The 21859-nt window shown below is 62.4% G+C and carries 20 protein-coding genes; 16 read left to right on the top strand and 4 right to left on the bottom strand.

Annotated elements, in window-relative coordinates; genetic code table 11:
• The first annotated feature begins 3 nt into the window (after positions 1 to 3).
• From B0G62_RS21210 to B0G62_RS21230, 5 genes are all read left to right on the top strand, one after another.
• Entirely contained in the window at positions 4 to 1071 is a 1068-nt protein-coding gene (locus tag B0G62_RS21210; RefSeq protein WP_103706172.1) for a maleylacetate reductase, read from the top strand.
• Between the two features lie 39 nt (positions 1072 to 1110).
• On the top strand, positions 1111 to 1983 hold the full coding sequence (locus B0G62_RS21215; RefSeq protein WP_103706267.1) for an intradiol ring-cleavage dioxygenase: 873 nt from the start codon (positions 1111 to 1113) through the stop codon (positions 1981 to 1983).
• A gap of 3 nt (positions 1984 to 1986) precedes the next feature.
• Positions 1987 to 2298, top strand: a complete 312-nt coding sequence (locus B0G62_RS21220; RefSeq protein WP_103706173.1) for a YciI family protein — start codon at positions 1987 to 1989, stop codon at positions 2296 to 2298.
• A 2-nt stretch (positions 2299 to 2300) separates the two neighbouring features.
• Positions 2301 to 2636 (top strand): Rieske (2Fe-2S) protein, encoded by a 336-nt coding sequence (locus B0G62_RS21225; RefSeq protein ID WP_103706174.1) that lies wholly within the window; start codon positions 2301 to 2303, stop codon positions 2634 to 2636.
• Positions 2637 to 2789: 153 nt separating this feature from the next.
• Entirely contained in the window at positions 2790 to 3878 is a 1089-nt protein-coding gene (locus B0G62_RS21230) for a porin (protein ID WP_103706175.1), read from the top strand.
• 230 nt (positions 3879 to 4108) lie between these two features.
• Here B0G62_RS21230 and B0G62_RS21235 read toward each other — a convergent pair whose 3' ends face one another.
• From B0G62_RS21235 to B0G62_RS21245, 3 genes are all read right to left on the bottom strand, one after another.
• A complete protein-coding gene (locus B0G62_RS21235; protein WP_103706176.1) occupies positions 4109 to 5584 on the bottom strand; it encodes an aldehyde dehydrogenase family protein in 1476 nt (491 codons plus the stop codon).
• Between the two features lie 581 nt (positions 5585 to 6165).
• Positions 6166 to 7116: an agmatinase gene (gene speB, locus B0G62_RS21240; RefSeq protein ID WP_103706177.1), complete on the bottom strand. Its 951-nt coding sequence runs from the start codon at positions 7114 to 7116 to the stop codon at positions 6166 to 6168.
• 132 nt (positions 7117 to 7248) lie between these two features.
• Positions 7249 to 8088 carry a helix-turn-helix transcriptional regulator gene (locus B0G62_RS21245; protein ID WP_103706178.1) on the bottom strand — a complete coding sequence of 280 codons (840 nt, stop codon included), beginning with the start codon at positions 8086 to 8088 and terminating at the stop codon, positions 7249 to 7251.
• 280 nt (positions 8089 to 8368) lie between these two features.
• Here B0G62_RS21245 and B0G62_RS21250 point away from each other — a divergent pair, with 280 nt between their 5' ends.
• From B0G62_RS21250 to argG, 5 genes are all read left to right on the top strand, one after another.
• Positions 8369 to 8716: a cupin domain-containing protein gene (locus B0G62_RS21250; RefSeq protein WP_103706179.1), complete on the top strand. Its 348-nt coding sequence runs from the start codon at positions 8369 to 8371 to the stop codon at positions 8714 to 8716.
• Positions 8717 to 8836: 120 nt separating this feature from the next.
• Positions 8837 to 10276 carry an NAD(P)/FAD-dependent oxidoreductase gene (locus B0G62_RS21255; protein WP_103706268.1) on the top strand — a complete coding sequence of 480 codons (1440 nt, stop codon included), beginning with the start codon at positions 8837 to 8839 and terminating at the stop codon, positions 10274 to 10276.
• Between the two features lie 66 nt (positions 10277 to 10342).
• On the top strand, positions 10343 to 11269 hold the full coding sequence (locus tag B0G62_RS21260) for a LysR family transcriptional regulator (protein WP_103706180.1): 927 nt from the start codon (positions 10343 to 10345) through the stop codon (positions 11267 to 11269).
• Between the two features lie 232 nt (positions 11270 to 11501).
• Positions 11502 to 13097: a purine-cytosine permease family protein gene (locus B0G62_RS21265; protein ID WP_103706181.1), complete on the top strand. Its 1596-nt coding sequence runs from the start codon at positions 11502 to 11504 to the stop codon at positions 13095 to 13097.
• A gap of 469 nt (positions 13098 to 13566) precedes the next feature.
• Positions 13567 to 14901 (top strand): argininosuccinate synthase, encoded by a 1335-nt coding sequence (gene argG / locus B0G62_RS21270; RefSeq protein WP_103706182.1) that lies wholly within the window; start codon positions 13567 to 13569, stop codon positions 14899 to 14901.
• Between the two features lie 104 nt (positions 14902 to 15005).
• Here the strand turns inward: argG and B0G62_RS21275 are convergent, their stop codons facing one another.
• The gene (locus B0G62_RS21275) at positions 15006 to 15863 is read right to left on the bottom strand and encodes an NAD(P)H-dependent oxidoreductase (RefSeq protein ID WP_103706183.1); all 858 of its coding nucleotides are present in this window, start codon (positions 15861 to 15863) and stop codon (positions 15006 to 15008) included.
• Positions 15864 to 15953: 90 nt separating this feature from the next.
• Here B0G62_RS21275 and B0G62_RS21280 point away from each other — a divergent pair, with 90 nt between their 5' ends.
• The 6 genes from B0G62_RS21280 (at position 15954) to B0G62_RS21305 (ending at position 21856) form a co-directional block, all read left to right on the top strand.
• The gene (locus B0G62_RS21280) at positions 15954 to 16856 is read left to right on the top strand and encodes a LysR family transcriptional regulator (protein ID WP_103706184.1); all 903 of its coding nucleotides are present in this window, start codon (positions 15954 to 15956) and stop codon (positions 16854 to 16856) included.
• Between the two features lie 201 nt (positions 16857 to 17057).
• Positions 17058 to 17978 carry a LysR family transcriptional regulator gene (locus B0G62_RS21285; protein ID WP_103706185.1) on the top strand — a complete coding sequence of 307 codons (921 nt, stop codon included), beginning with the start codon at positions 17058 to 17060 and terminating at the stop codon, positions 17976 to 17978.
• Positions 17979 to 18060: 82 nt separating this feature from the next.
• A complete protein-coding gene (locus tag B0G62_RS21290; RefSeq protein WP_103706186.1) occupies positions 18061 to 18735 on the top strand; it encodes a histidine phosphatase family protein in 675 nt (224 codons plus the stop codon).
• A gap of 16 nt (positions 18736 to 18751) precedes the next feature.
• The gene (locus B0G62_RS21295) at positions 18752 to 19768 is read left to right on the top strand and encodes a phosphotransferase family protein (protein ID WP_103706187.1); all 1017 of its coding nucleotides are present in this window, start codon (positions 18752 to 18754) and stop codon (positions 19766 to 19768) included.
• A 48-nt stretch (positions 19769 to 19816) separates the two neighbouring features.
• Complete coding sequence (locus B0G62_RS21300; RefSeq protein ID WP_103706188.1) at positions 19817 to 20578, top strand: SDR family oxidoreductase; 762 nt, start codon at positions 19817 to 19819, stop codon at positions 20576 to 20578.
• Between the two features lie 33 nt (positions 20579 to 20611).
• The gene (locus B0G62_RS21305) at positions 20612 to 21856 is read left to right on the top strand and encodes an acyl-CoA dehydrogenase family protein (protein ID WP_103706189.1); all 1245 of its coding nucleotides are present in this window, start codon (positions 20612 to 20614) and stop codon (positions 21854 to 21856) included.
• The last annotated feature ends 3 nt before the right edge of the window (positions 21857 to 21859 follow it).

The raw sequence follows: 21859 nt of genomic DNA on the forward strand, positions 1-21859 counted from the left end.
TCCATGGAGCGCTTTGTCTATCAGGGAACCCCTTCGCGTGTCGTTTTCGGATGGGGTGCGCTCGCGAAGCTGCCGGACGAGTTGACGAAACTCGACGCCCGGCGGGCGCTTATCCTGTCAACGCCTGAGCAGCGCCATCTTGCCGGGCAGGTGAAGGACGTACTCGGGGAGCGCGCGGCCGGCGTTTGCGCCGAGGCTGTCATGCACGTCCCGGTGGAGGTGGCCCGCGCGGCGCGCGAGACGGCGCGCGAACTGGATGCGGACTGCTGCATCGCGATTGGTGGCGGGTCCACCATCGGACTGGGCAAGGCAATCGCACTCGAATCGTCCCTGCCCATCCTCGCGGTGCCGACGACCTATGCCGGTTCCGAGATGACGCCGATTTTTGGCCTCACGGAAGGCCGTCTGAAGCGCACGGGCCGCGATGCACGGGTGTTGCCGCGCACAGTCCTCTATGACCCGTCCTTGACGTTGTCGCTCCCGGCAAGTATCTCGGCGGCCTCCGGCGTCAACGCATTGGCGCACGCGGTCGAGGCACTCTACGCTGAAGACGCAAATCCAGTCATCAGCCTGATGGCCGAGGAATCCATCCGTGCGCTGGGTGAAGCGCTGCCGGTCATCGTAAGCGTGCCCGACGACCGCGAGATGCGTAGCCGGGCGTTGTACGGCGCCTGGCTCGCAGGAACGTGTCTCGGCGCCGTCAGCATGGCGATACACCACAAGCTATGCCATACCCTGGGCGGCACATTCAATCTGCCGCACGCGCAGACACACGCGGCGATGTTGCCTCATACCGCGCACTACAACCACGCTGCCGCGCCCGAGGCGCTGCGCCGGGTCGCACGCGCGCTGGGCGGCAGCGAAGCGGCGCAGGCCGGTCCGTTGCTGTTCAAGCTGAACGAAAAGCTCGGCCTCTCCGGGGCGCTCGCAGATATCGGCATGCCGCAGGACGGTCTCGACGAGGCAGCGGATATTGCCTGCAAGAACCCCTATGCAAATCCGCGGCCGATTGAGCGCGCGGCGATTCGTGAGCTGCTGCAGGACGCGTGGGAAGGGCGCGCGCCGCACTAGGCGCTCGCCAGGCAGCCACGAGCATAAATGGAGACAGAGGTGACCACCGAACACGACGATAGCAACGCGAGGCTGACCGAGCAGGTTGTTGCCAGCTTCGCCAGCACACCGGACGCGCGCCTGCGCACCTTGATGCAGAGCCTCGTGCGGCATCTCCATGCCTTTGTTCGCGAAACGGAGCCGACAGAAGCGGAGTGGATGTCCGCCATCCGCTTCCTTACCGAGACGGGAAAGATGTGCGACGACGTCGTGCGTCAGGAATTCATCCTGTTGTCGGACACGCTCGGCGTCTCCATGCTCGTCGACGCGATAAACCACCGGTTCGCGACCGGGTCGACGGACACGACCGTGTTTGGCCCGTTCTACATCAAGGGCATGCCCGAGCGCGCGTACGGCGAGAACATGGCTTTTACTCCGGGCTCGCCCGTTGTCGTCCGTGGCCAGGTGCGGAGTACCGATGGAACGCCGATTGCCAACGCAGTGCTCGACGTATGGCAGACCGCTGAGAACGGCATGTACTCGGGGCAGGACATCGAGCAGCCGCACGGCAATCTGCGTGGCCGCTACCGCACGGACGCCGAAGGGCGCTACGCAATCACGACGATTCTGCCCGTTAGCTATCCGATTCCAACGGATGGTCCAGTCGGCAAGATGCTCGACGCGACAGGCCGGCATCCGTGGCGGCCCGCGCATCTGCATTTCATGATTGATGCGCCCGGACATCGAACGCTCGTAACGCATCTGTTCGACAAAGACGACAAGTATCTTGAGTCGGATGCGGTTTTCGGGGTCAAGCCTTCGCTGATGGTTTCTTACCGCGAGCGCCCGGCGGACGATGAACTCGCGCGTCGTTTTAACCTGCGTGGTCCGTATCGCGAGGCGAATTACGACTTCGTGCTTGACCGGAGCTGAATCATGCGTCGCTATTTCGCAGTCTTTGCCACCGACAAGCCGGACATGCGCGAGGTCCGTGAGCGTGTGCGGCCCAGCCATCGGACTTACTTGCGCAGTGCGTCCCAGCACGGCGTCTTCGTACGCCTGGGCGGCCCCACGCTGGCACCCCTGTGCAATGCGATGAACGGCACGCTTCTCGTCGTAGAAGCGGACGACATCGATGCGGTAATGCGGTTCGTTGGAGAGGATCCGTACATGAAAGAAGGCTTGTTCTCGCGAGTCGAGGTTCGACCGTGGGATTGGAGCGTCGGAAATCCTGAGCAGCGGGTCTAGTGATGAGCGCAAGTCAGCTATGTCGCCTCGACGAAGTGCCCGACGGCGGTGCTCGCGTAATCGACGAGGAATCAGCAGGCCGCCCCATCGTCGTTGTCAGGCGAGGCGATAAGGTATGGGCCTACGTCAATCGTTGCCCCCATTTCTCCGTAGCCCTGGATTTTGTCCCGGGAAACGTCTCCTGCTATCGGTCTCAGGTTCTGATGTGTGCTCACCATAGTGCGCTGTTCAGGTTTGACGATGGAAAGTGCATTGACGGGCCATGCAGGGGGGCGTCCCTGGATGCCGTTCAAGTGGAAATTGACTCCGATGCATGGGTCGTTTTCGTCAAAGCTTGAGAAAAGCTATCTAATTTGAAGCGTTGTAGCAGGGTGACCGCTGATATCGGTCACTCTCTCTCCGCATGTGATGAGGATTGCAGTGCGGCTATGTTGGCAAAAAATGATAAGTATAACGAAGTATGTAAGATCGTAAAACGACGGAGACAAAAGATGAAACTACGGTTTGGAGCAGTCGTATTTCTCGCTCTCGCACAAGGCGCGTGGGCGCAAAGCAGCGTGACCATGTTCGGCCTCATCGACGCTGGGATAACGTATGTAAGCAACGAGGGCGGAGGGAAGAACGTCAAGTTCGATGATGGCATCTTCACTCCGAATCTTTTTGGTTTCCGTGGCGTGGAAGACCTCGGTGGCGGATATCGGGCAACCTTCGCGCTGGTGAATCAGTTTTCCATGGCGAATGGAAGCATCATTGGCGGCGGCATCTTCGCGCGTAACGCCTACGTCGGAATTGAGAGCGACCGCTTTGGCGGGATTACGCTCGGAAATCAGTACGATTTCATGGTGGATTCGCTTTTTGCCAAAGGGAACGCGATTTCAATGGACCTGACGGGCCTCTATGGGTTTCGCAATGGCCCGTTCCAACGCCTGGCGCTCCCGGACAATCCCACGGGTGCGTTCGATTGGGACCGTACAGCGGGAAGCAAGCCCGTGGCGAACTCGGTCAAATATAGCTCGCCGACCGTCGCAGGCTTATCCGGGGGCGTGATGTACGCCTTCGGCGGCGTGGCGGGTTCGGTCGGTGCGGACAACACGGTGAGCGCTGGGGTCAACTACGAGTTGGGGCCGTTCGGCGTGGGTGCTGCTTATACGAACGAGAAATACGGGCCAGCCGCTGGTGTGCCTTCGACGAGTGTGCGTAACTGGGGCGCCGGGATGCACTACACGCTCGGTGCATTGACTGCGAAGGCACTCGTGACAACCGTCCACAATTCCTTCAACGGTGCTGGCGTGTGGATGGCGGAAGCAGGCGGGGTGTGGAAGCTGCAGCCCGACCTATTCCTCGGCGCGAAATACATGTACATGAAGGGCAACGAAGCCGTGAGCAACAATCACGCTCACCAGATCAGCGCCGCTATCCAATATCTGCTGACGAAGCGAACGATGGTCTACGTTTCTGCCGACTACCAGCGCGCAAATAGCGGCGCGAACGCGCAGATAAATGGCGTGCTCGATGCGAATGGCGCATCTGGTTCTGCAAATCAGACCGCGGCGCGGATTGGCCTGCACACGTTGTTCTAAGCATCTCGCTAATGCGCCTTCCACGAGGAAGGTGCATCTCAACCTGCGTCGGCGATGAGCTGCCCGAGGCCGAGTCTGCTGAATCGAAATCAGTGTTGCGCAGTTGCGCGACGAGCGGGGAGCGTCACGCTGCCTGGTGGCGGCGTGACGGACGCGCGGGACCCGAGAGAGTCCGGCGGAGCTGTTGTACTGGCGGAAGGAACCTTGGAGGCTGTCAGGCCACCCGATCTTCAATTGGCATCGGTCAACGCGTGGCGCAGTTCCTGATAGCTGCGCAGCCCGGCGAGACCCAGTTCGCGCCCGATGCCGCTCAAACCCAGCCCGCCCCAGCAGACTTGCGGGAAGATCAATTGGGGCGTGTTGATCCACACGAGGCCCGCGCGCAGTTGCGTTTTGTAGTGGCGCGCGGCGTCGGGGTCGGCGGTCACGACGGTGGCCACCAGACCATAACGCGTGTCGTTGGCGAGCGTGATGGCTTCCTCGTCGGTGCGGAACGACTTCACGCAGGCCACCGGACCGAACACTTCCTCGGTCCACAGGACGTTGTCCACGGCCGGCTCGGCGACCACGACGGGCGCCATGAAGAAGCCCTGGGCGCAGGCCGTGTCGAGTTGCCCGCAGAACGCCACCGATGCGCCAGTCTCCACGCCTTGCGCCAGCAGCGCCTGCACGCGCTCGCGCTGGGCGGCCGAGACGAGCGGCCCCATCGCCACATCGTCGCCCGCGGGCGGCGCGACCACGATCGCGCGCACGGCCGTTTCGAACGCGGCCATGAACTTGCGGTAGACGTCGTCGTGCACGAGGATGCGCGCCGTTGCCGAGCACATCTGCCCGGCGTTCGTGAACGCGCCGCCCACTGCGAGCGAGACCGCGCGTTCGATATCGGCATCGGCGCGCACGATCAGCGCCGATTTGCCGCCCAGTTCTAGAGTCACGCGCTTCATGTCCTGCGCCGCAGCCTGCATTACCTTCTTGCCGGATGCCGTGCTGCCCGTGAACGAGATCTTGTCGATGAGCGGATGGGCGGTGAGTTGTGCGCCTACTGCGCCGCCGCCGTTTACGAGGTTCACGACTCCATCGGGCACGCCTGCTTCGGCGATGATTTCGGCCAGCATGTGCTCGATCGGGGAGGTGAATTCCGACGGTTTGAGCACTATGGTGCAGCCTGCGGCTAGCGCGGGCGCGATCTTCCACGCCGTCGTGACCATCGGGAAATTCCACGGCACGATCAGGGCGGCTACGCCTACGGCTTCGTAGTAGCGTTCTCCTGTTACGGTGTCGTCGGGGAGTTTGAGTTGTTCAGGGGCGAAGGTGGTGGTGTCGGCGCAGAGGCCCGCGTAGTAGTCGAAGGTCGCGGCGGCGTCGCTTACGTCGAGGTTCGCTTCGAATGGGGGCTTGCCGCTTACCTGCATTTGCGTTGCGCTCAGGCGTTCGCGGTCTGCTTCGATTAGTTCTGCGATTTTTTTTAGTAGCTTGGCGCGGGTGCTGGGGGTTGTGGTGCGCCAGGTTGGGAGCGCCGTGTGGGCGGCGCGCACGGCTGCGTCGATCTGCTCTGCGGTTGCGTGTTCTTGCCAGCCGATTATGGCGCCTGTTGAGGCGTTGTGGATCGGGGTTGAGGTTGCGCTGGGGTCGTTGTGCTTTGCGTGGCCTGCGATCGTCGCTGCGGGAAGTTTGAAGGGTTTGTCTTCGGTGATGTATGTGGTCATGGGTTTGTCTCCGGTTTGATTCTTTGATTCTTTGATTCGTGTGGTTTGTGTTGTCGCGTTTCCTTGTTTTCGCGGTGGTTTGCCAGCGTTGCCCCTGTGCGGGGCGGCACCTACTTTTCTTTGCAGCGGCAAAGAAAAGTAGGCAAAAGAAAGCCGCTCACACCGCCAGTGTGACGCCGTTCACCACTGGCCCACCATCGGAGTGGTGACTGGGCAGCGCCCGCACCACGCGCCGTATAACAGAGTGGAGACGCCCGCCCATCCGGGGGCGCTGCGCGCCCCGTCGGGCATAACCGCAAACCATCGGGGCACCGTTGGTTTCCCTGGCAGACCCAACCGCTGCGCGCGTAGCGAGCAGCGGGATGAATGAGTCCTTTGTCACTCCGATTTAAGGCGCGATAAGCGAGCAATGCCCAGTCACCACTCCGCTGCAAGGTTAGTGGTGGACGGCGTCACACTGGCGGTGTGAGCGGCTTTCTTTGCTTACTTTCTTTGCCGCCGCAAAGAAAGTGAGTGCCGCCCCGCACAGGGGCAACCCTGGCAGACCACCACGAACTCAAGGAAATGCCAAAAAAAGAGGACTACCGATAATTAACACCAGGCATAACACAAAGCATCTCAAACGCAAGATTAGCGCCGACAAGAGCGGTAGTACCGGCTTGATCATAAGGCGGCGACACCTCGACAAGATCAGCACCCACAACATTAAGCCCCTTCATCCCACGAACGATCTCCAGCCCTTGCTGCACAGTAAGACCGCCGACTTCAGGCGTCCCAGTCCCCGGCGCAAAAGCCGGATCAAGCCCATCGATATCAAAGCTGAGATAAACAGGCGTATCACCCACCCGCTCACGCACTTGAGCCATCAGCGGGGCAAGAGACTTATTCCAGCACTCTTCAGCCTGCACGACAGTAAAACCCTGCTTCCGACACCAATCGAAATCATCGGCGTGATAACCCGTGCCGCGCAAGCCAATCTGCGTAACCTTATCGCACTGAAGCAGCCCATCTTCCACCGCACGCCGAAACGGCGTCCCATGCGCGATTTTCTCGCCGAACATGGTGTCGTTCACGTCAGCATGCGCATCCACGTGCACAACCGCAACCTTGCCGTATTTCTTGTGCAGCGCCCGCAAAATCGGCCACGCAATCGTATGGTCGCCACCCAGCGTAATCGGCCGGCAGCCATTCGCGACAATCGCGTCATAAGCCTCTTCGATCAGCCGGATCGAATCCTTCAAATCGTACGGATTGGTTGCGACGTCACCAATATCCGCCACCTGCAGCGAATCAAACGGAGCCGCACGCGTCGCCATGTTGTAAGGGCGCAGCAGAACGGATTCCGAGCGGATCTGGCGCGGTCCGAAGCGCGCGCCCGAGCGGTTCGAGGTGCCAAGATCCAGCGGCACGCCCACGAAACAGGCGTCCAGCCCGTCGGTCGTGTCGGCCTGCGGCAGGCGCATCATCGTGGCGATGCCGCCAAAGCGCGGCATGTCGTTGCCGCCCAGCGGCTGGTTGAGTTCGCGTTGCATGTGGGTGTCTCCGATCGTTAAGTGCTATCAAGCGATGCAGTAAAGCGATCGGGCGATGGTAGGCGAGCCGGGCGCCGCGCGAATTACGAAGTTGAGATGTTCACATCGATTGCAATCGATGCGAAGGGGCCTTTACAGCGTTGCGAGGCAAGGGGAAGCATGCCCCCAGCCGATCAGTTCGCGTTTCGTGCGCACGCCGAGCTTCGCGAACGCGCGCTTCACGTAGGACTCCGCCGTGGCAGTGCGCACGCCAAGAATCTGCGCCGCCTCGGGCACGGTCTTGCCGGTAATGAGGTGCGCGCAGATTTCGTATTCGCGCCTGGAGAGCTTCACGCCATCCGCCGCGATGCGCGCATCGAACTGCGCGAGCGGGTGCAGATACGAGGTGGGATGCGCGACGCGCCGGGCCGCGCTGGTGGACGCATGTAGTTCCAGCAGAGGAAACAGAAAGTCGCTCACATGGCGAAAGCGGTTCATTTCCGCGAGCGAAAACGGCGGCGCGTGCAACGCGCGCTCAAGCGCGATGGAGTGCTGTGCGTGCCGCGTGCCGCGCGCAAGCACGCATTCGTGGGCGATCAGCGCTTCGTCGAAAAGTCGTTGGCGGAATTCGCCGGGAGGAATCGCGCCGATATCGCGCACCACCAGCATCGTGCCGATCTTGCCGCGTATGCCCGCAAACAACGGATCGCTTTCGTAGAAGCGATCGTAGTAGAGCGTCATGACGTCGGAAATCGTGCCCGAGTCCATGCCCACGCCGCCGCTGCCCACCCACTCGCAGCGAAAGCCGTTGGGCATGTTGCTGTCCGCGCGCGAACGCTCGATATGGACGACGTTCAGCGGCACCACTTCATTGAGCAGCAGCGTGAGGCGCGGCACGAAATCCGGTGTGCCGACGGCTTCGATGACGTTGCCGAGCGTTTTGAACGACAGCGGGAAACTGGATTGTTCTTGAGGGGGTACGGGAATCAGCATGGCGTGCCCCAGATTTAAAGGCCAAATCATTATAGCCGAAGGGCTGCATGCCCCGTTAGACGGGGTTTTCAGGGGTTTTAGCCGACATGATCGGCCAGCGCCTCGGCCTGCCAATGCGGGTCCGAAAAAGCGTCAGATCGAATGGGCGCAATCACGCGAAACGCATCTTGCCCCCCTTGAGGGGGGGCATACCGGGGCAGCCAGACCCGGCAACATTGCCGCACCGATTCAATGCATACGTCGGCAACGACGTCTAATACAGGAACAAACGGGAATAACCATGAGCAAGCTGATTCAGGACATCAAGGAACTGGGCGCAGGTCTGGGCGAATACACCAAGCTGGAATACGGCATGGACGAAGGCGACTGGCGCGCGGCCGAAGGCACCAACGGCAACTACGTGATCGGCTTCTGGGAAGGCAAGGTCGGTTCGGTCGAGTTTCCCGAAACGGGCGCCGACGAAGCGTGCTGGCTCGTCGAAGGCAAGATCGCGCTGACCGACGTGAACGGCGCGCGCAAGGAGTTCTCGGCCGGCCAGGGCTATCTGCTGCCGAAGGGCTTTGCGGGCAAGTGGGAAACGATCGCGGACGCGAAGAAGTTCTACGTTCTGCTCGAACCGCAGCAATAAATACCCGGCGATTCCGATCGCAAGCCGCGCCGCCCGCTTCAGGCGGTTGGCGCGGCGCCGTCCCCCGCTTTATGCAGTGAAGCCATCATGAGCGACAGCGCGCAACTCTACGAAGCCGGCATGGGTGCATCCGCACCGGCCGCCAAACGCGAATCGACGCGGAACCCCGCTGCCTTGGGCGTGGAAGAAGCGCTCTCGCGCACCAAACTTTCTCCCTACTGGCTCGACAATCCGGCGCAACCGCCCGCCGAGCCGAAACTCACGCAAGACACCCGCGCCGATCTGCTGATCGTGGGCGGCGGCTTCACCGGCCTGTGGGCCGCCGTGCAGGCCAAGGAGCAGATGCCCGAACTCGACGTGGTGGTGATCGAAGCGGGGCGCGTGGCGCACGGCGCTTCGGGCCGCGCGGGCGGCATCATTTCGACTTCGGTGATGCACGGCCTGCCCAACGCGGTGCGCGTGTTCCCGAACGACATCGCGCAACTGGAAGAATTCGGCCATCGCAATCTGGATGGTTTCGAAGAAACGCTCAAGCGCTACAACATCGACGCCGATATCGAGTGGAACGGCGAGATGACGGTGGCGGTCGACCCGGATCACGTCGAGCACCTGCAAGCCGACTACGATCTGCACACGGAATACGGCCATAACGTCGAACTGCTCGACGCCCGGGCCACGCGCGAGCAACTGGATTCGCCGCTGTTCGCGGGCGCGCTGTGGTCGCGCAACCGCAGCGGCATCGTGCATCCGGCGAAGCTCGCCTGGGGCCTCAAGCGCGCGGCGCTCTCGCTGGGCGTGCGGCTCTATGAACACAGCCCGCTCGTTACCGTCACCGATGAAGGACAGACGGTGTTCGTGAAGACGCCCGAAGGCAGCGTGCGTGCGCCGCGCGTGCTGTTCGGCAGCGGCACCGCGAAAGTGGGCATCGCGGATATCAACCGGCGTGTTCTGCAGGTGCGCGATCACGTGCTCGCGACCGAGCCGCTCACCGACGAGCAACTCGCGCGCATCGGCTGGAAGAACCGTCAGGGCATTTACGACACGCGCACGCAGCTCAATTATTTCCGCCTCACGAAGAACAACAATATTATCTTCGGCGGGCTGGTGAGCTATCACTTCGACGGCGATCCGAATCCTGCGCAGGACGAACAGCGCGAAACCTATTACCGACTCGCGCAGGCGTTCTACAAGACCTTCCCGCAACTCGCGGACGTGCGTTTCTCACATGCCTGGGGCGGTCCGATCGATTACTGCTCGCGTGGCTCCGTGTTCGCGAAACGTTATCTCGGCGAAAAGGCCGTGTTCGTCGCGGGGTATACGGGTTTTGGGGTGGCGGCCAGCCGCTTCGGCGCCTTCATGGGCCTGAACCTGCTGTTCGATCGCGACAGCCCGGAACGCGAACTCGATATCGCGAAGCTCAGCCCGACCTATATTCCGCCCGAGCCGGTGCGCTGGCTGGCGGCCAAGGTCACCTTCCACGCCTTCGACGGCGCGGACGACGAAGGCGGCTGGAAGCGCGCCTGGATCAAGGGCATCAAGGCGCTGGGTTTTCCGATGTGATGTGAGCGCGGCGCCTCGCATCGGCAGGGCGCCGCCGAAGTAACGCGGGTAGTGATTCAAAGCGGCATGTTCTCCAATACCTCCGACCTCGATCTGCGCCTCGTGCGGGTCTTCCTCGCCGTGGTCGACGCGCGCGGCATCACCGCCGCCGAAGCGACGCTCGGTGTGCGCCAGTCCACCATCAGCTCGCAGCTTTCCGCACTGGAAGCGCGCGTGGGCTTCACGCTCTGCGAGCGCGGGCGCGGCGGCTTTCGCCTGACTTCGAAGGGCGAGCGCTTCGTCAGCTCGGCGCGCGCGCTGGTGGCCGCGACTTCGCAGTTCGTTGCCCAGGTGCGCGACATCGACCGCAAGCTCGTGGGCACGCTTTCGATCGGCCTGATCGGGCAGGCCTCGCATGTCGAGAACGCACGGCTCGCGGAAGCGATCGGCGCGTTCCGCAAACGCGATCAGGCCGTGCGCTTCGCGATGCGCGTGGCGCCGCCGCAGGAGCTTGAAGAAAGCCTCGTGAACCAGCAGCTCGATCTGGCCATCGGCTACTTCTGGCATCGCGTGGCGGGGCTCGGTTATACGGAGCTTTTCAGCGAGCGCCAGGTGATCTGTTGCGGACGCGGGCACCCGCTCTTCCACGAAGGGCCGCATGTGACGCTCGACGATCTGCGCGTACAAGACTGGATCTGGCGCAGCTATCCCGTGCCCGAGGAGCTGGCGAGCATCGGCGAGCGCCAGGTCACGGCGATCGCGGACAGCATCGACGCGGCCACGGTGCTGATCCTGTCCGGCAGCCACATCGGCTATCTGCCTGAACATCATGCGCAGCCGTTCGAGCAGCGTGGCTTGATCCGCGTGCTCGGGCGCACGGCTTTCGGCTTCGACGTGCCCTTGCATCTGGCCGTTAAACGCGGCGCCGCCGACAAGCCCATCGTGCGTGCGTTCTGCGACGATCTGCTCAACGTATATGGCGCCCAAAACGTGGAGGAGCGCGCGTGCGCTTGAAGCGCGCAGAAGAACACTGGAAAGGTAATGGGTTTAGATGCGCGCGCAACGAAAACGACCGGTGTGAACAAACATTGGCCGCGCATGAAGTGAACGTTTGAAATACGCAATATGGCGCGCATTCGAGTGCTTTAGAGTGGCCGCCAGAGATGAGGACAGTGCGCGGATCTGACCGCGCGACGGGATACCGGCAAGGCGCAAGCCACGCCCAGGCCCCAAGGAGTGAGACAACATGGCAGACAACACCAGCATCACGCAAATCGAGACCTTCGGTTTCGAACGAATCCCCGACAAGTCGCGCTACGCGCGGCCCATCGATCTTTTCCGGCTGCTGTTCGGCGGCTGCAATACTTTTTCCACCTCCGTGCTGGGCGCCTTTCCGGTGCTCGTCGGCCTGTCGTTCAAGGCCAGCCTGTGGTCGATCGTGATCGGCGTGCTTGCCGGCACTTTCATTCTCGCGCCGATGAGTTCGTTCGGCCCGCGCAACGGCACGAGCGACCCGGTGTCCTCGGGCGCGCACTTCGGCATTCATGGCCGGATCGTCGGGTCGTTCCTCGCGATCCTCACGTCCGTTGCATTCTTCTCGCTTGCGGTGTGGAGTTCGGGTGACGCGCTCGTGGGCGGCGCGCATAACATGGTGGGCCTGCCGCAGAACGGCTGGACGCTGGGCGTGGCCTACATGGTGTTCGCCGTGCTCGTGCTGGTCGTGTGCATCTACGGCTTTCGCTTCATGCTGTGGGTCAACAAGATCGCCGTGTGGGCCGCGAGCCTGATGTTCGTGGTCGGCGTGTTCGCGTTCGCCAAAACCTTCGACGTCCACTACGCGGGCACGCTGCAACAAGGCAGCGCGGGCTTCTGGGCCGCCTTCATCGGCGCGGTGCTGGTGGCGCTGAGCAACCCGGTTTCGTTCGCCTCGACGCTGGGCGACTGGGCGCGCTACATTCCGCAGACCACGCCGCGCTACCGCGTCATGGGTGCCGTGTACGCCGCACAGATCGCTACCTTCGTGCCGTTCTTCTTCGGCCTCGCGACGGCGACCATCATCGCCACGCACGCGCCGAGCTTCATCACGTCGAACGACTACGTGGGCGGCCTGCTGGCGGTGTCGCCGCGCTGGTTCCTGCTGCCGATGTGCCTGATCGCGATCATCGGCGGGATGTCGACGGGCACGACCGCGCTCTACGGCACGGGCCTCGACATGTCGAGCATGTTCCCCAAGTACCTCAACCGCGTGGGCGCCACGCTGCTGATCGGCACGCTGGCAATCGCGTTCATCTTCATTGGCCGCTTCGCGTTCAACCTCGTGGAGAGCGTGTCGACGTTCTCGACGCTGATCTGCACGTTCAGCTGCCCGTGGATGGCGATCATGGTGATTGGCTATATGCAGCGCCGCGGCTTCTATCTCGCCGACGATCTGCAGGTGTTCAACCGCGGCGGCCGGGGCGGTCACTACTGGTTCACGCACGGCTGGAACCTGCGCGCGATGGGCGCATGGCTGCCGGCGGCGTTCCTCGGCCTGTCCTTCGTGAACCTGCCGGGCCAGTTCGTCGGGCCGCTGGGCAACCTCGCGGGCGGCTGCGACCTGAGCGTGCCAGTGTCGTTCATCGTGGGCGGCGTGCTGTATCTGGCGCTGCTGTGGCTGGTGCCGGAACCCGACGCCGTGTACGGCCCGCAAGGACGGCGCTTCGTGCGCGGCGGCCGGGCGGCGGCTGCGGCGGCCGCCACGCCGGTGACGGCGCGGCTTGCCGCCAGGCCTGCCCGCAAGCGTGAAGAGCAGGAGGCGCTCGGCATGGGCTCGGTGCAGCGCGTGCGCGAGTACGCGGAATAAAGACTGTTGCCCAGGCAACGGACAACGAACGGCCGGCGCGCGTAGCGTCGGCCGTTTGTTTTTTGTCCAGCGATCGTGCCCTTTCCCGGATCGGCCCGGATCGTCTCTTCCAGCGTGCCCAAAACCCCGTCCGCACGGCCCGTTTTGCCCGAAAACCGCTGAAATGGTTCGGGAAATGTCCGAAAGGCTTTAAAATCCTTGGTTCCTTGCAGGATCGCCGAGCTGATCCCGACCTTTTTCGCTGCCTGCCATGGCGCGGAAGGCATGATGGGGACGCATCGACGAGGGCGCTGGAACCGTTGAGCGCTGGGCGCAACGCCGCCGCAGCGCCGGAGGGCAGGGCGCGATCGGCTAAACTGTATGGCTCGCGCGACCGACTTTCGGCGGCGCGCCCTGGGCGGCCCGACCACTTTCAAACCCGTTGCAGCACTAGCGGCGGCGGGTCAATGCATAGACTGGATGAACAACCATGAGCACGATTCTCGAATCTCTTCCGACCGGCCAGAAAGTCGGCATCGCGTTTTCCGGCGGCCTTGACACCAGCGCCGCACTGGTCTGGATGCGCAAGAAAGGCGCCGTGCCCTACGCCTACACGGCGAACCTCGGCCAGCCCGACGAAGAAGATTACGACGCGATCCCGCGCCGCGCGACCGAATACGGCGCAGAAGGCGCGCGCCTGATCGACTGCCGCGCGCAGCTCGTTGCCGAAGGCATCGCCGCGCTGCAAAGCGGCGCGTTCCACGTCTCGACCGCCGGCGTCACCTACTTCAACACGACGCCGCTGGGCCGCGCCGTGACGGGCACGATGCTCGTCGCCGCGATGAAGGACGACGGCGTGAACATCTGGGGCGACGGTTCGACCTACAAGGGCAACGACATCGAGCGCTTCTACCGCTATGGCCTGCTCGTCAACCCGGATCTGAAGATCTACAAGCCGTGGCTCGACCAGACGTTCATCGACGAACTCGGCGGCCGTGCGGAAATGTCGGAGTTCATGAACCAGCAGGGCTTCGCGTACAAGATGTCGGCTGAGAAGGCCTACTCGACGGACTCGAACCTGCTTGGCGCGACCCACGAAGCCAAGGATCTGGAAAGCCTCGAATCGGGCATCAAGATCGTCAACCCGATCATGGGCGTGGCGTTCTGGCGCGACGACGTCAAGGTCGAGCGCGAAGAAGTCACGATCCGCTTCGAAGAAGGCCAGCCGGTCGCGCTCAACGGCAAGACCTTCGCGAACGCCGTCGAACTGCTGCTGGAAGCGAACCGCATCGGCGGGCGTCACGGCCTGGGCATGAGCGACCAGATCGAGAACCGCATTATCGAAGCGAAGTCGCGCGGCATCTACGAAGCCCCGGGCCTGGCGCTGTTGTACATCGCCTACGAGCGCCTCGTGACGGGCATCCACAACGAAGACACCATCGAGCAGTACCGCGAAAACGGCCGCAAACTGGGCCGCCTGCTGTATCAAGGCCGCTGGTTCGACCCGCAGGCGATCATGCTGCGCGAATCGGCGCAACGCTGGGTCGCGCGCGCGATCACGGGCGAAGTGACGATCGAACTGCGCCGCGGCAATGACTACTCGCTGCTGAGCACGAAGTCGCCGAACCTGACGTACCAGCCGGAACGCCTGTCGATGGAGAAGGTGGCATCGACGTTCTCGCCGCGCGACCGTATCGGCCAGCTCACGATGCGTAACCTCGACATCACCGACACGCGCGACAAGCTGCGCGTGTACTCGCAGGTCGGTCTGCTGAGCGGCGGCGAAAATTCGGGACTGCCGCTGCTGAATACCGATAAGGAATAAGCCGCTCAGGTAGTATCAGCAAAAAGCCCGCTTCGGTTTTTACCGAAGTGGGCTTTTTGCATTGGTGTTGGCTACATCCGTTGATTCAGGAGAGTCAACGTCCACTAAATTCTTTCCTGCGCGTCGTCCGTTACGCCAGTCCTGAGAGTAGCAACGAGTGAGTCAAAGCTTTCCGTTAATCCATTAGGCCCGACATTATCGGCGATGTGCACCATCAGGCCGCTCTGATTCGGTGCGATGCTGTCGTCAAGAACATGCTCTTTCGAATACGCGCCGCCGTTCTGTGGACGAAAAGCAATGGGCTCATCATCGAATAGTCGCTCCAGGCGGTTGCGCCATGCCGCAACCGCGTTGGACATCCTGTCAGTATCCATGTGACCCGTTCCATATACAGCGAAGCTCGGCAACACTTGCATGCCGGTAAAAAATAAAGTGCCATGCGTGACGGGAAAGAGCAATTGCTCCAACGGTCCGTTGATGCCGCGAGGGGAATAGTCCTGCTCCGGGCCGCCAACGGAGACGGCCAGCAACGCGCGTTTTCCCGCGAATCCGCCTTCGCCATAGCGATAGGTATTGCCCGCGCCCTGATAGCCGTAGGCGAGACCGAAAGCCCACACCCGATCAACCCATCCTTTCATGATCGCGGGCATGCTAAACCACCACAGCGGGAATATCAGAATCACCGCATCCGCAGCCAAAATCTTCCGTTGCTCCTCTTCGACGTCGGAAGTCTGATAGCCATTGGCAAACGCGTGTCCCGATTCTTCGATAAAGGACAGGCGAGCCTTATTGGCTCTACGGGGAAAATCCTGATCGTCGTACACGGCCTTCCATTGCATGCGGTATAAATCGGATTTTATGACCTCGTGACCTTGAGCCTGCAACACCTCATCCGCGATTTCGACGAGATGACTGGTCAAAGACGTAGGCTCTGGGTGGGCGTGGACAAGAAGAACATTCATTGCGCGGGTCGCTCTCGGTAGGTCAATGCAGGCACGATAGGTCTGCCCAAGGTATATTGGAAATGAATTTCAATAATTCCAGGTATTGCCGTGGACAATTCCTTGAGACGCCTCGACCTCAATCTGCTGGTCACGCTCGATGCCTTGCTATCGGAGCATCATGTGACGCGCGCGGCCGCGCGGCTGCACCTTTCGCAACCCGCTGTGAGCGTCCAGCTTGCAAGGTTGCGCGAAGTTTTTGAAGACCCGTTGCTGCTGCCCGGCCCGCGAGGGATGCGACCCACGGCGCGGGCCGACGAACTGCGCGAGCCACTGCGTCAGGCGCTGGAATCATTGGCGCAGGCAGTTGCGCCTGCCAGTCCATTCGATCCCGCTCATGCGAGCCGGACCTGGCGCATCGCGGCATCCGACTATGGCGAGTCTACGATCGTGTTGCCGGCATTGGCCGGATTGCGGTCAGCAGCGCCCGGCACGCGCCTGGCCATTTTCGAACTGACTCCGTCGGCGCTGGCGCGCGAGGTCGAGCAAGGCCGCATCGACCTGGCCTTTCATATCGCAGAGGAAGCGCCAACGGATCTGCACCAAAGATCGGTGTTCACCGAACGCTACGTGCTGGCGAGCCGCGTCGGGCATCCTAAACTGAAGAGACGTCCTACGCTTGCACAGTTCTGCAAACTGGATCATGTGATCGTCTCGCCGGATGGCGGCGGATTTCTTGGCGCAACCGATACTGCGCTGGCCGACAGGGGCATGTCGCGAAACGTGGCGCTGTCCGTACCGCACTTTCTCTTTCTCGTGTCGGTACTGGCGAATACCGATTTCGTTGCGATGGTGCCTTCGCGATTGGTACGCGAGAACAAAGCGCTTCAGGTTGTCGAGCCGCCTCTTGAGTTACCGGGCTTCGAGATGCTCATGCTCTGGCATAAACGGGTACATCGCGATCCCGCGCATCGATGGTTACGTGAACATGTCGCGCGCTCGGTCCAGGCATGAAAAGAATGGCAGGCGTGGAGCCTGTTTCATCGCGGGGCCAATCGCGGACAACGTCGATGGAGCATTCATCCACGAGTCTCGCGGCCATCGATTCCAACAGATGGACTCACCTATTTCTCTCAACGCCGCGCCCGATTACGATCACGACTATTCGCGCTCGCCATACGCTCCCCTCCGCCCCACGCTCCGGAACCAGTCCGCATGCCGCTCTCCAGGATCGACCTGAATCTCTTCATTGTTTTCGAAGCGGTCTATCGCACGCGCAATCTCACGCGCGCGGCGGAGCTGCTGTTCGTCACGCAGCCCGCCGTCAGCAATGCGCTCGCGCGTATGCGCAAGACCTTCGACGATCCGCTGTTCGTGAGCACACCGGCGGGCATGGTGCCCACGCCCGTTTCGGAGAACATCATCGGGCGCGTGCGGGAGGCGCTGCAATTGCTCGATTCGAGCACGCACGCGGGTGAGCGTTTCGATCCGGCGACTTCGCAGCGCACCTTCCGCTTGAGCATGAACGACCTCACCGAGGCGCTGCTGCTGCCCGCGCTCGAAGAGGTGCTGCAGCGCCTCGCGCCCGGCATCCGCATCGAAAGCTATTTCACGACGCGCCGCGAAGTGCCCGAGGCGCTGGCGAGCGGCGAAGTCCAGCTGGCGATCGACGCGCCGCTGATCGACGATCCGCAACTGGAGCAGGCGCCGCTCGGCAGCGACCGCTATGCGTGCCTCGTGCGCCAGGACCATCCGTTCGCGAAGAAGAAGCTCACGCTCGACGACTACCTGAGCCTCGGTCATATCCACGTTTCCAGCCGCCGGCAGGGTTCGGGTCTCGTCGATACGGAACTCAACAAACTCGGTCAGCGCCGCAACATTCTCACGCGCGTGCAGCACTATCTGGTCGCGCCGCTGATCGCCATGCGCACCGATCTGGCGCTGACCGCGCCGCTCACGCTCCTGCAGCGCTACGACGCACGAATCCTCAAGCTGCCCTTCGATCTGCCGGACCTCGAATCCCACGGCTACTGGCACCGCAGCGTGTCGGGCGACCCCGCTCACCGCTGGCTGCGCGAGCAGATTGCGCGCTTGATGCGCAAGAAGAACCTGCAGCCCTTCGGTCATCACCGTTAGTTATTGCTGGATATAAATAGAATAAACTTCCTGAATGCCGTAGAGCCCGCTATCGTTTCAGCCATCTTCACGCGAGGACGGCATGGCGGATCTCTATCTGGTACGGCACGGGCAGGCGTCGCTGGGCGCCCAGAACTACGACGCATTGTCGCCCTCCGGGCGCATCCAGTCGAACTGGCTCGGCGAATATTTCGCGCAGGCGGATATGCAGTTCGACCGCATCGTGACGGGCACGATGCGCCGCCACGAGCAAACCGCCGAAGCGCTGCTCGAAGGCATGCGCGCCCCGAAAATCGACGTCGTGCAGGACGCCGATCTCAACGAATACGACTTTCACGCCCTGTTCGCGGCGCTCGAATCGAGCGGCCTCATGCCGCCCGCGCCCGCCGACGGCAACGTCAAACATTTCTACAAGGCGCTCAAACACGCGTTGCGGCTGTGGTCGGAAGACCGTCTGCCGGGTGATCTGCCCGAAACCTGGCAGCAGTTCCAGGCACGCGTAGCGCGCGCCAGAGCGGCGATTCAGCGCATGGGCGGCAAGCGCGTGCTGGCGGTGAGTTCGGGCGGCGCCATCGCGGTGTTCACGCAACAGATCCTGGAGGCGCCGGCTTCCGCCGCGATCGCGCTCAATATGCAGATCCGCAACAGCAGCGTGAGCCAGTACGTCTTCAACGACAGCGCGATGTCGCTGGTCGGCTTCAACGCGCTGCCCCATCTCGAACGCGCCGAGCGCCGCAAGCTCGTCACCTATGGCTGATTTGCACTTACGCAGTATGAATAACCCACTTCAATTCGACGTCGACACCCTCACGCGCTATCTGGCAGTTCATGTACCCGGCTTGCAGGGGCCGGTGACCATCGAGAAGTTCGCAGGCGGTCAATCCAATCCCACCTTTTTGCTGACGACGCCGGGCGGCCGCTACGTCCTGCGGCGGCAGCCGCCGGGCACGCTGCTCAAGTCCGCGCATGCGGTGGACCGTGAATTCCGCGTGCTCGCGGCGCTGCGTGAGACGCCGGTGCCGGTCGCGCGGGCGCTGCATCTGTGCGAGGACCGCGACGTTATCGGCAGCCTGTTCTACGTGATGAGCTACGAGGACGGCGAAACCTTCTGGGACCCGGCGTTGCCCGAATTGAGCGTCGAGCGGCGTGGCGCATATTACGATGCCCTGATCGAAACCATGGCGGCGCTCCACGACGTGGATGTCGAAGCCGTGGGCTTGTCTGATTATGGTCGCGCAAGCCATTACTTCGCACGCCAGATCGATCTCTGGACTGCGCAATATCGCGCGGCGCAGACCGACGATCTCGACGCCATGGAAAAGCTGATCGCGTGGCTGCCCGCGCATTGCCCTGCTGAATCCGGCAAGCCGACGCTCGTGCACGGCGACTTCCGCATCGACAATTTCATATTCGAGCGTGGCGTGCCGCGCGTGCGCGCGGTGCTCGACTGGGAACTGTCCACGCTCGGCAATCCGCTCGCGGATCTCGCGTACTTCTGCATGTGTCTGCGCTTGCCGCGTCAAGGCCATATCGCCGGGCTGGCGGGCCTGGAGCGCGCCGCGCTGGGCGTGCCGGGCGAAGACGCGATTGTCGCGCAGTACTGCCGCCTGCGCGGCATCGACGCGATCGAAAACTGGAACTTCTACCTGGCCTTCAGTTTCTTCCGTCTGGCGTCGATCGCGCAGGGCGTGAAAAAGCGCGCGCTTGGCGGTAATGCGTCGAATGACAAGGCGCGTCAGGTAGGCGAAATGGCGGGGCCACTGGCGCAAATGGGCGTCGAACTAATTTGAATCTGGCGTCATATCCAATCTGCTCAGGCAATATCGAGGTTAATCAAGATGACTAATCTGTTTGATCTGAAATCGAAGATCGCGCTGGTCACGGGCGCAAGCCGCGGCATCGGCGAGGAGATCGCCAGACTGCTTGCGCAGCAGGGCGCGCATGTGATCGTTTCGAGCCGCAAGCTCGACGATTGCGAGGCCGTGGCGCGCGGCATTCGCGAAGCCGGCGGCAGCGCCGAGGCCTTCGCCTGCCACGTGGGCCGCATCGAGGATATTCACGCGATCTTCGGCCATATTCGCGAGCGTCATGGCCGGCTCGACATTCTTGTCAACAACGCCGCCGCGAATCCCTATTTCGGCCATATTCTGGACACCGATCTCGCCTCGTTCGAAAAGACCGTCGAAGTCAATCTGCGCGGCTATTTCTTCATGTCGGTAGAGGCAGGCAAACTCATGCGCGAGCACGGCGGCGGCGCGATCGTCAACACGGCATCCGTCAACGCGCTGCAACCGGGCGACCGGCAAGGCATCTATTCGATCACCAAAGCCGGCGTCGTGAACATGACGCGCGCGTTCGCCAAAGAGTGCGGGCCGCTGGGCATCCGCGTCAACGCGCTGTTGCCGGGTCTCACCAAAACCCGCTTCGCGGGCGCGCTGTTCGCGGATCAGGCGCTCTACGAACACGCGATCGGCAAGATCCCGCTGCGCCGTCATGCCGAGCCGCGCGAAATGGCAGGCACGGTGCTGTATCTCGTCTCCGATGCGTCGAGCTATACCAACGGCGAGTGCATCGTCGTGGACGGCGGCCTGACGATCTGAACGCCGTCAATCAATCCGATAAAGGAGAGCAAGATGGACTTCGCCTATAGCCCCAAAGTCGAGGCGCTGCGCGCGCAGTTGAACGCGTTCATGGACAAGCATATTGTGCCGCGCATCCACCAGTGGCACGAGGAAGTGAACGCTGGGCAATATCCCGTGTCCTTCATGGAGGCGCTCAAGGACAAGGCGCGCTCGGAAGGACTATGGAATCTCTTCCTGCCGCATCTGAACGAGGACGAACCGGGTACGCGTCTGAGCAATCTGGAATACGCGCCGCTCGCGGAAATCATGGGCCGCGTTCCCTGGGCCTCCGAAGTATTCAACTGCAATGCGCCAGACACGGGCAATATGGAACTGCTCCATATGTTCGCCACGCCCGCGCAGCGCAAGCAATGGCTCGAACCGCTGCTCGACGGCAAGATCCGTTCGGCGTTCGCAATGACGGAGCCGGCGGTGGCGTCGTCGGATGCGACCAACATCACCACGCGCATTCGCCGCGACGGCGACGACTACGTGATCGACGGGCGCAAATGGTTCATCACCAACGCCGCGCATCCGAACTGCCAGCTCTTCATTGTGATGGGCAAGACCGATCCCGACGCGCCGAGCCACAGCCAGCAAAGCATGATCCTCGTGCCGCGCGACACGCCGGGCGTCAAGATCATCCGCAATATCACGGTGGTGAATCACACTGCGCCCGAAGGCCACTGCGAAATCGAATTCAAGGGCGTGCGCGTGCCGAAGGAAAATCTGCTGGGTGCGGAAGGCAGCGGCTTTGCGCTGGCGCAGGCGCGGCTTGGACCGGGACGCATTCACCACTGCATGCGCTCGATCGGCGCGGCGGAACTGGCGCTCGAACTGATGATCGAGCGTGCCCAGGCGCGCACGGCGTTCGGCAAGCGCCTGCACGAGCATGGCTCGGTGGGGGAATGGATCGCGAAATCGCGGATCGAAATCGACCAGGCGCGTCTGTTCGTGCTAAAGGCCGCGTGGATGATCGACACCGTGGGCGCGAAGGCCGCGCGCAAGGAGATCTCGATGATCAAGGCGCTCGTGCCGAGCGTGCATACGGCCGTGTGCGAGCGCGCGATGCAGGTATTCGGCGCGATGGGCCTCAGCCCGGATACGCCGCTGGCCGATAGCTGGACGTGGGGGCGTGCATTGCGCTTTGCAGACGGCCCGGATGAGGTCCATCTGCAAAGCATCGCGCGTATGGAGATTCAGGCGCGTCCGTTTGAGGCGGGCAGCGTCAGTCCGTATCTGACCACGCCGGATTGACGA

It is taken from the genome of Paraburkholderia eburnea (genome assembly GCF_002917095.1).
GTDB classification, from domain to species: domain Bacteria; phylum Pseudomonadota; class Gammaproteobacteria; order Burkholderiales; family Burkholderiaceae; genus Paraburkholderia; species Paraburkholderia eburnea.

Excerpts from the sequence above, each read along its gene's own strand:
- B0G62_RS21260 (WP_103706180.1), top strand. The coding sequence starts at position 10,343 with ATGTTCTCCAATACCTCCGACCTCGATCTGCGCCTCGTGCGGGTCTTC.
- B0G62_RS21230 (WP_103706175.1), top strand. The coding sequence starts at position 2,790 with ATGAAACTACGGTTTGGAGCAGTCGTATTTCTCGCTCTCGCACAAGGC.
- B0G62_RS21275 (WP_103706183.1), bottom strand. The coding sequence starts at position 15,863 with ATGAATGTTCTTCTTGTCCACGCCCACCCAGAGCCTACGTCTTTGACC.
- B0G62_RS21250 (WP_103706179.1), top strand. The coding sequence starts at position 8,369 with ATGAGCAAGCTGATTCAGGACATCAAGGAACTGGGCGCAGGTCTGGGC.
- B0G62_RS21305 (WP_103706189.1), top strand. The coding sequence starts at position 20,612 with ATGGACTTCGCCTATAGCCCCAAAGTCGAGGCGCTGCGCGCGCAGTTG.
- B0G62_RS21255 (WP_103706268.1), top strand. The coding sequence starts at position 8,837 with ATGGGTGCATCCGCACCGGCCGCCAAACGCGAATCGACGCGGAACCCC.
- B0G62_RS21245 (WP_103706178.1), bottom strand. The coding sequence starts at position 8,088 with ATGCTGATTCCCGTACCCCCTCAAGAACAATCCAGTTTCCCGCTGTCG.
- B0G62_RS21295 (WP_103706187.1), top strand. The coding sequence starts at position 18,752 with ATGAATAACCCACTTCAATTCGACGTCGACACCCTCACGCGCTATCTG.
- B0G62_RS21225 (WP_103706174.1), top strand. The coding sequence starts at position 2,301 with ATGAGCGCAAGTCAGCTATGTCGCCTCGACGAAGTGCCCGACGGCGGT.
- B0G62_RS21220 (WP_103706173.1), top strand. The coding sequence starts at position 1,987 with ATGCGTCGCTATTTCGCAGTCTTTGCCACCGACAAGCCGGACATGCGC.
- speB (WP_103706177.1), bottom strand. The coding sequence starts at position 7,116 with ATGCAACGCGAACTCAACCAGCCGCTGGGCGGCAACGACATGCCGCGC.
- B0G62_RS21300 (WP_103706188.1), top strand. The coding sequence starts at position 19,817 with ATGACTAATCTGTTTGATCTGAAATCGAAGATCGCGCTGGTCACGGGC.
- B0G62_RS21285 (WP_103706185.1), top strand. The coding sequence starts at position 17,058 with ATGCCGCTCTCCAGGATCGACCTGAATCTCTTCATTGTTTTCGAAGCG.
- B0G62_RS21290 (WP_103706186.1), top strand. The coding sequence starts at position 18,061 with ATGGCGGATCTCTATCTGGTACGGCACGGGCAGGCGTCGCTGGGCGCC.
- B0G62_RS21265 (WP_103706181.1), top strand. The coding sequence starts at position 11,502 with ATGGCAGACAACACCAGCATCACGCAAATCGAGACCTTCGGTTTCGAA.
- argG (WP_103706182.1), top strand. The coding sequence starts at position 13,567 with ATGAGCACGATTCTCGAATCTCTTCCGACCGGCCAGAAAGTCGGCATC.
- B0G62_RS21210 (WP_103706172.1), top strand. The coding sequence starts at position 4 with ATGGAGCGCTTTGTCTATCAGGGAACCCCTTCGCGTGTCGTTTTCGGA.
- B0G62_RS21235 (WP_103706176.1), bottom strand. The coding sequence starts at position 5,584 with ATGACCACATACATCACCGAAGACAAACCCTTCAAACTTCCCGCAGCG.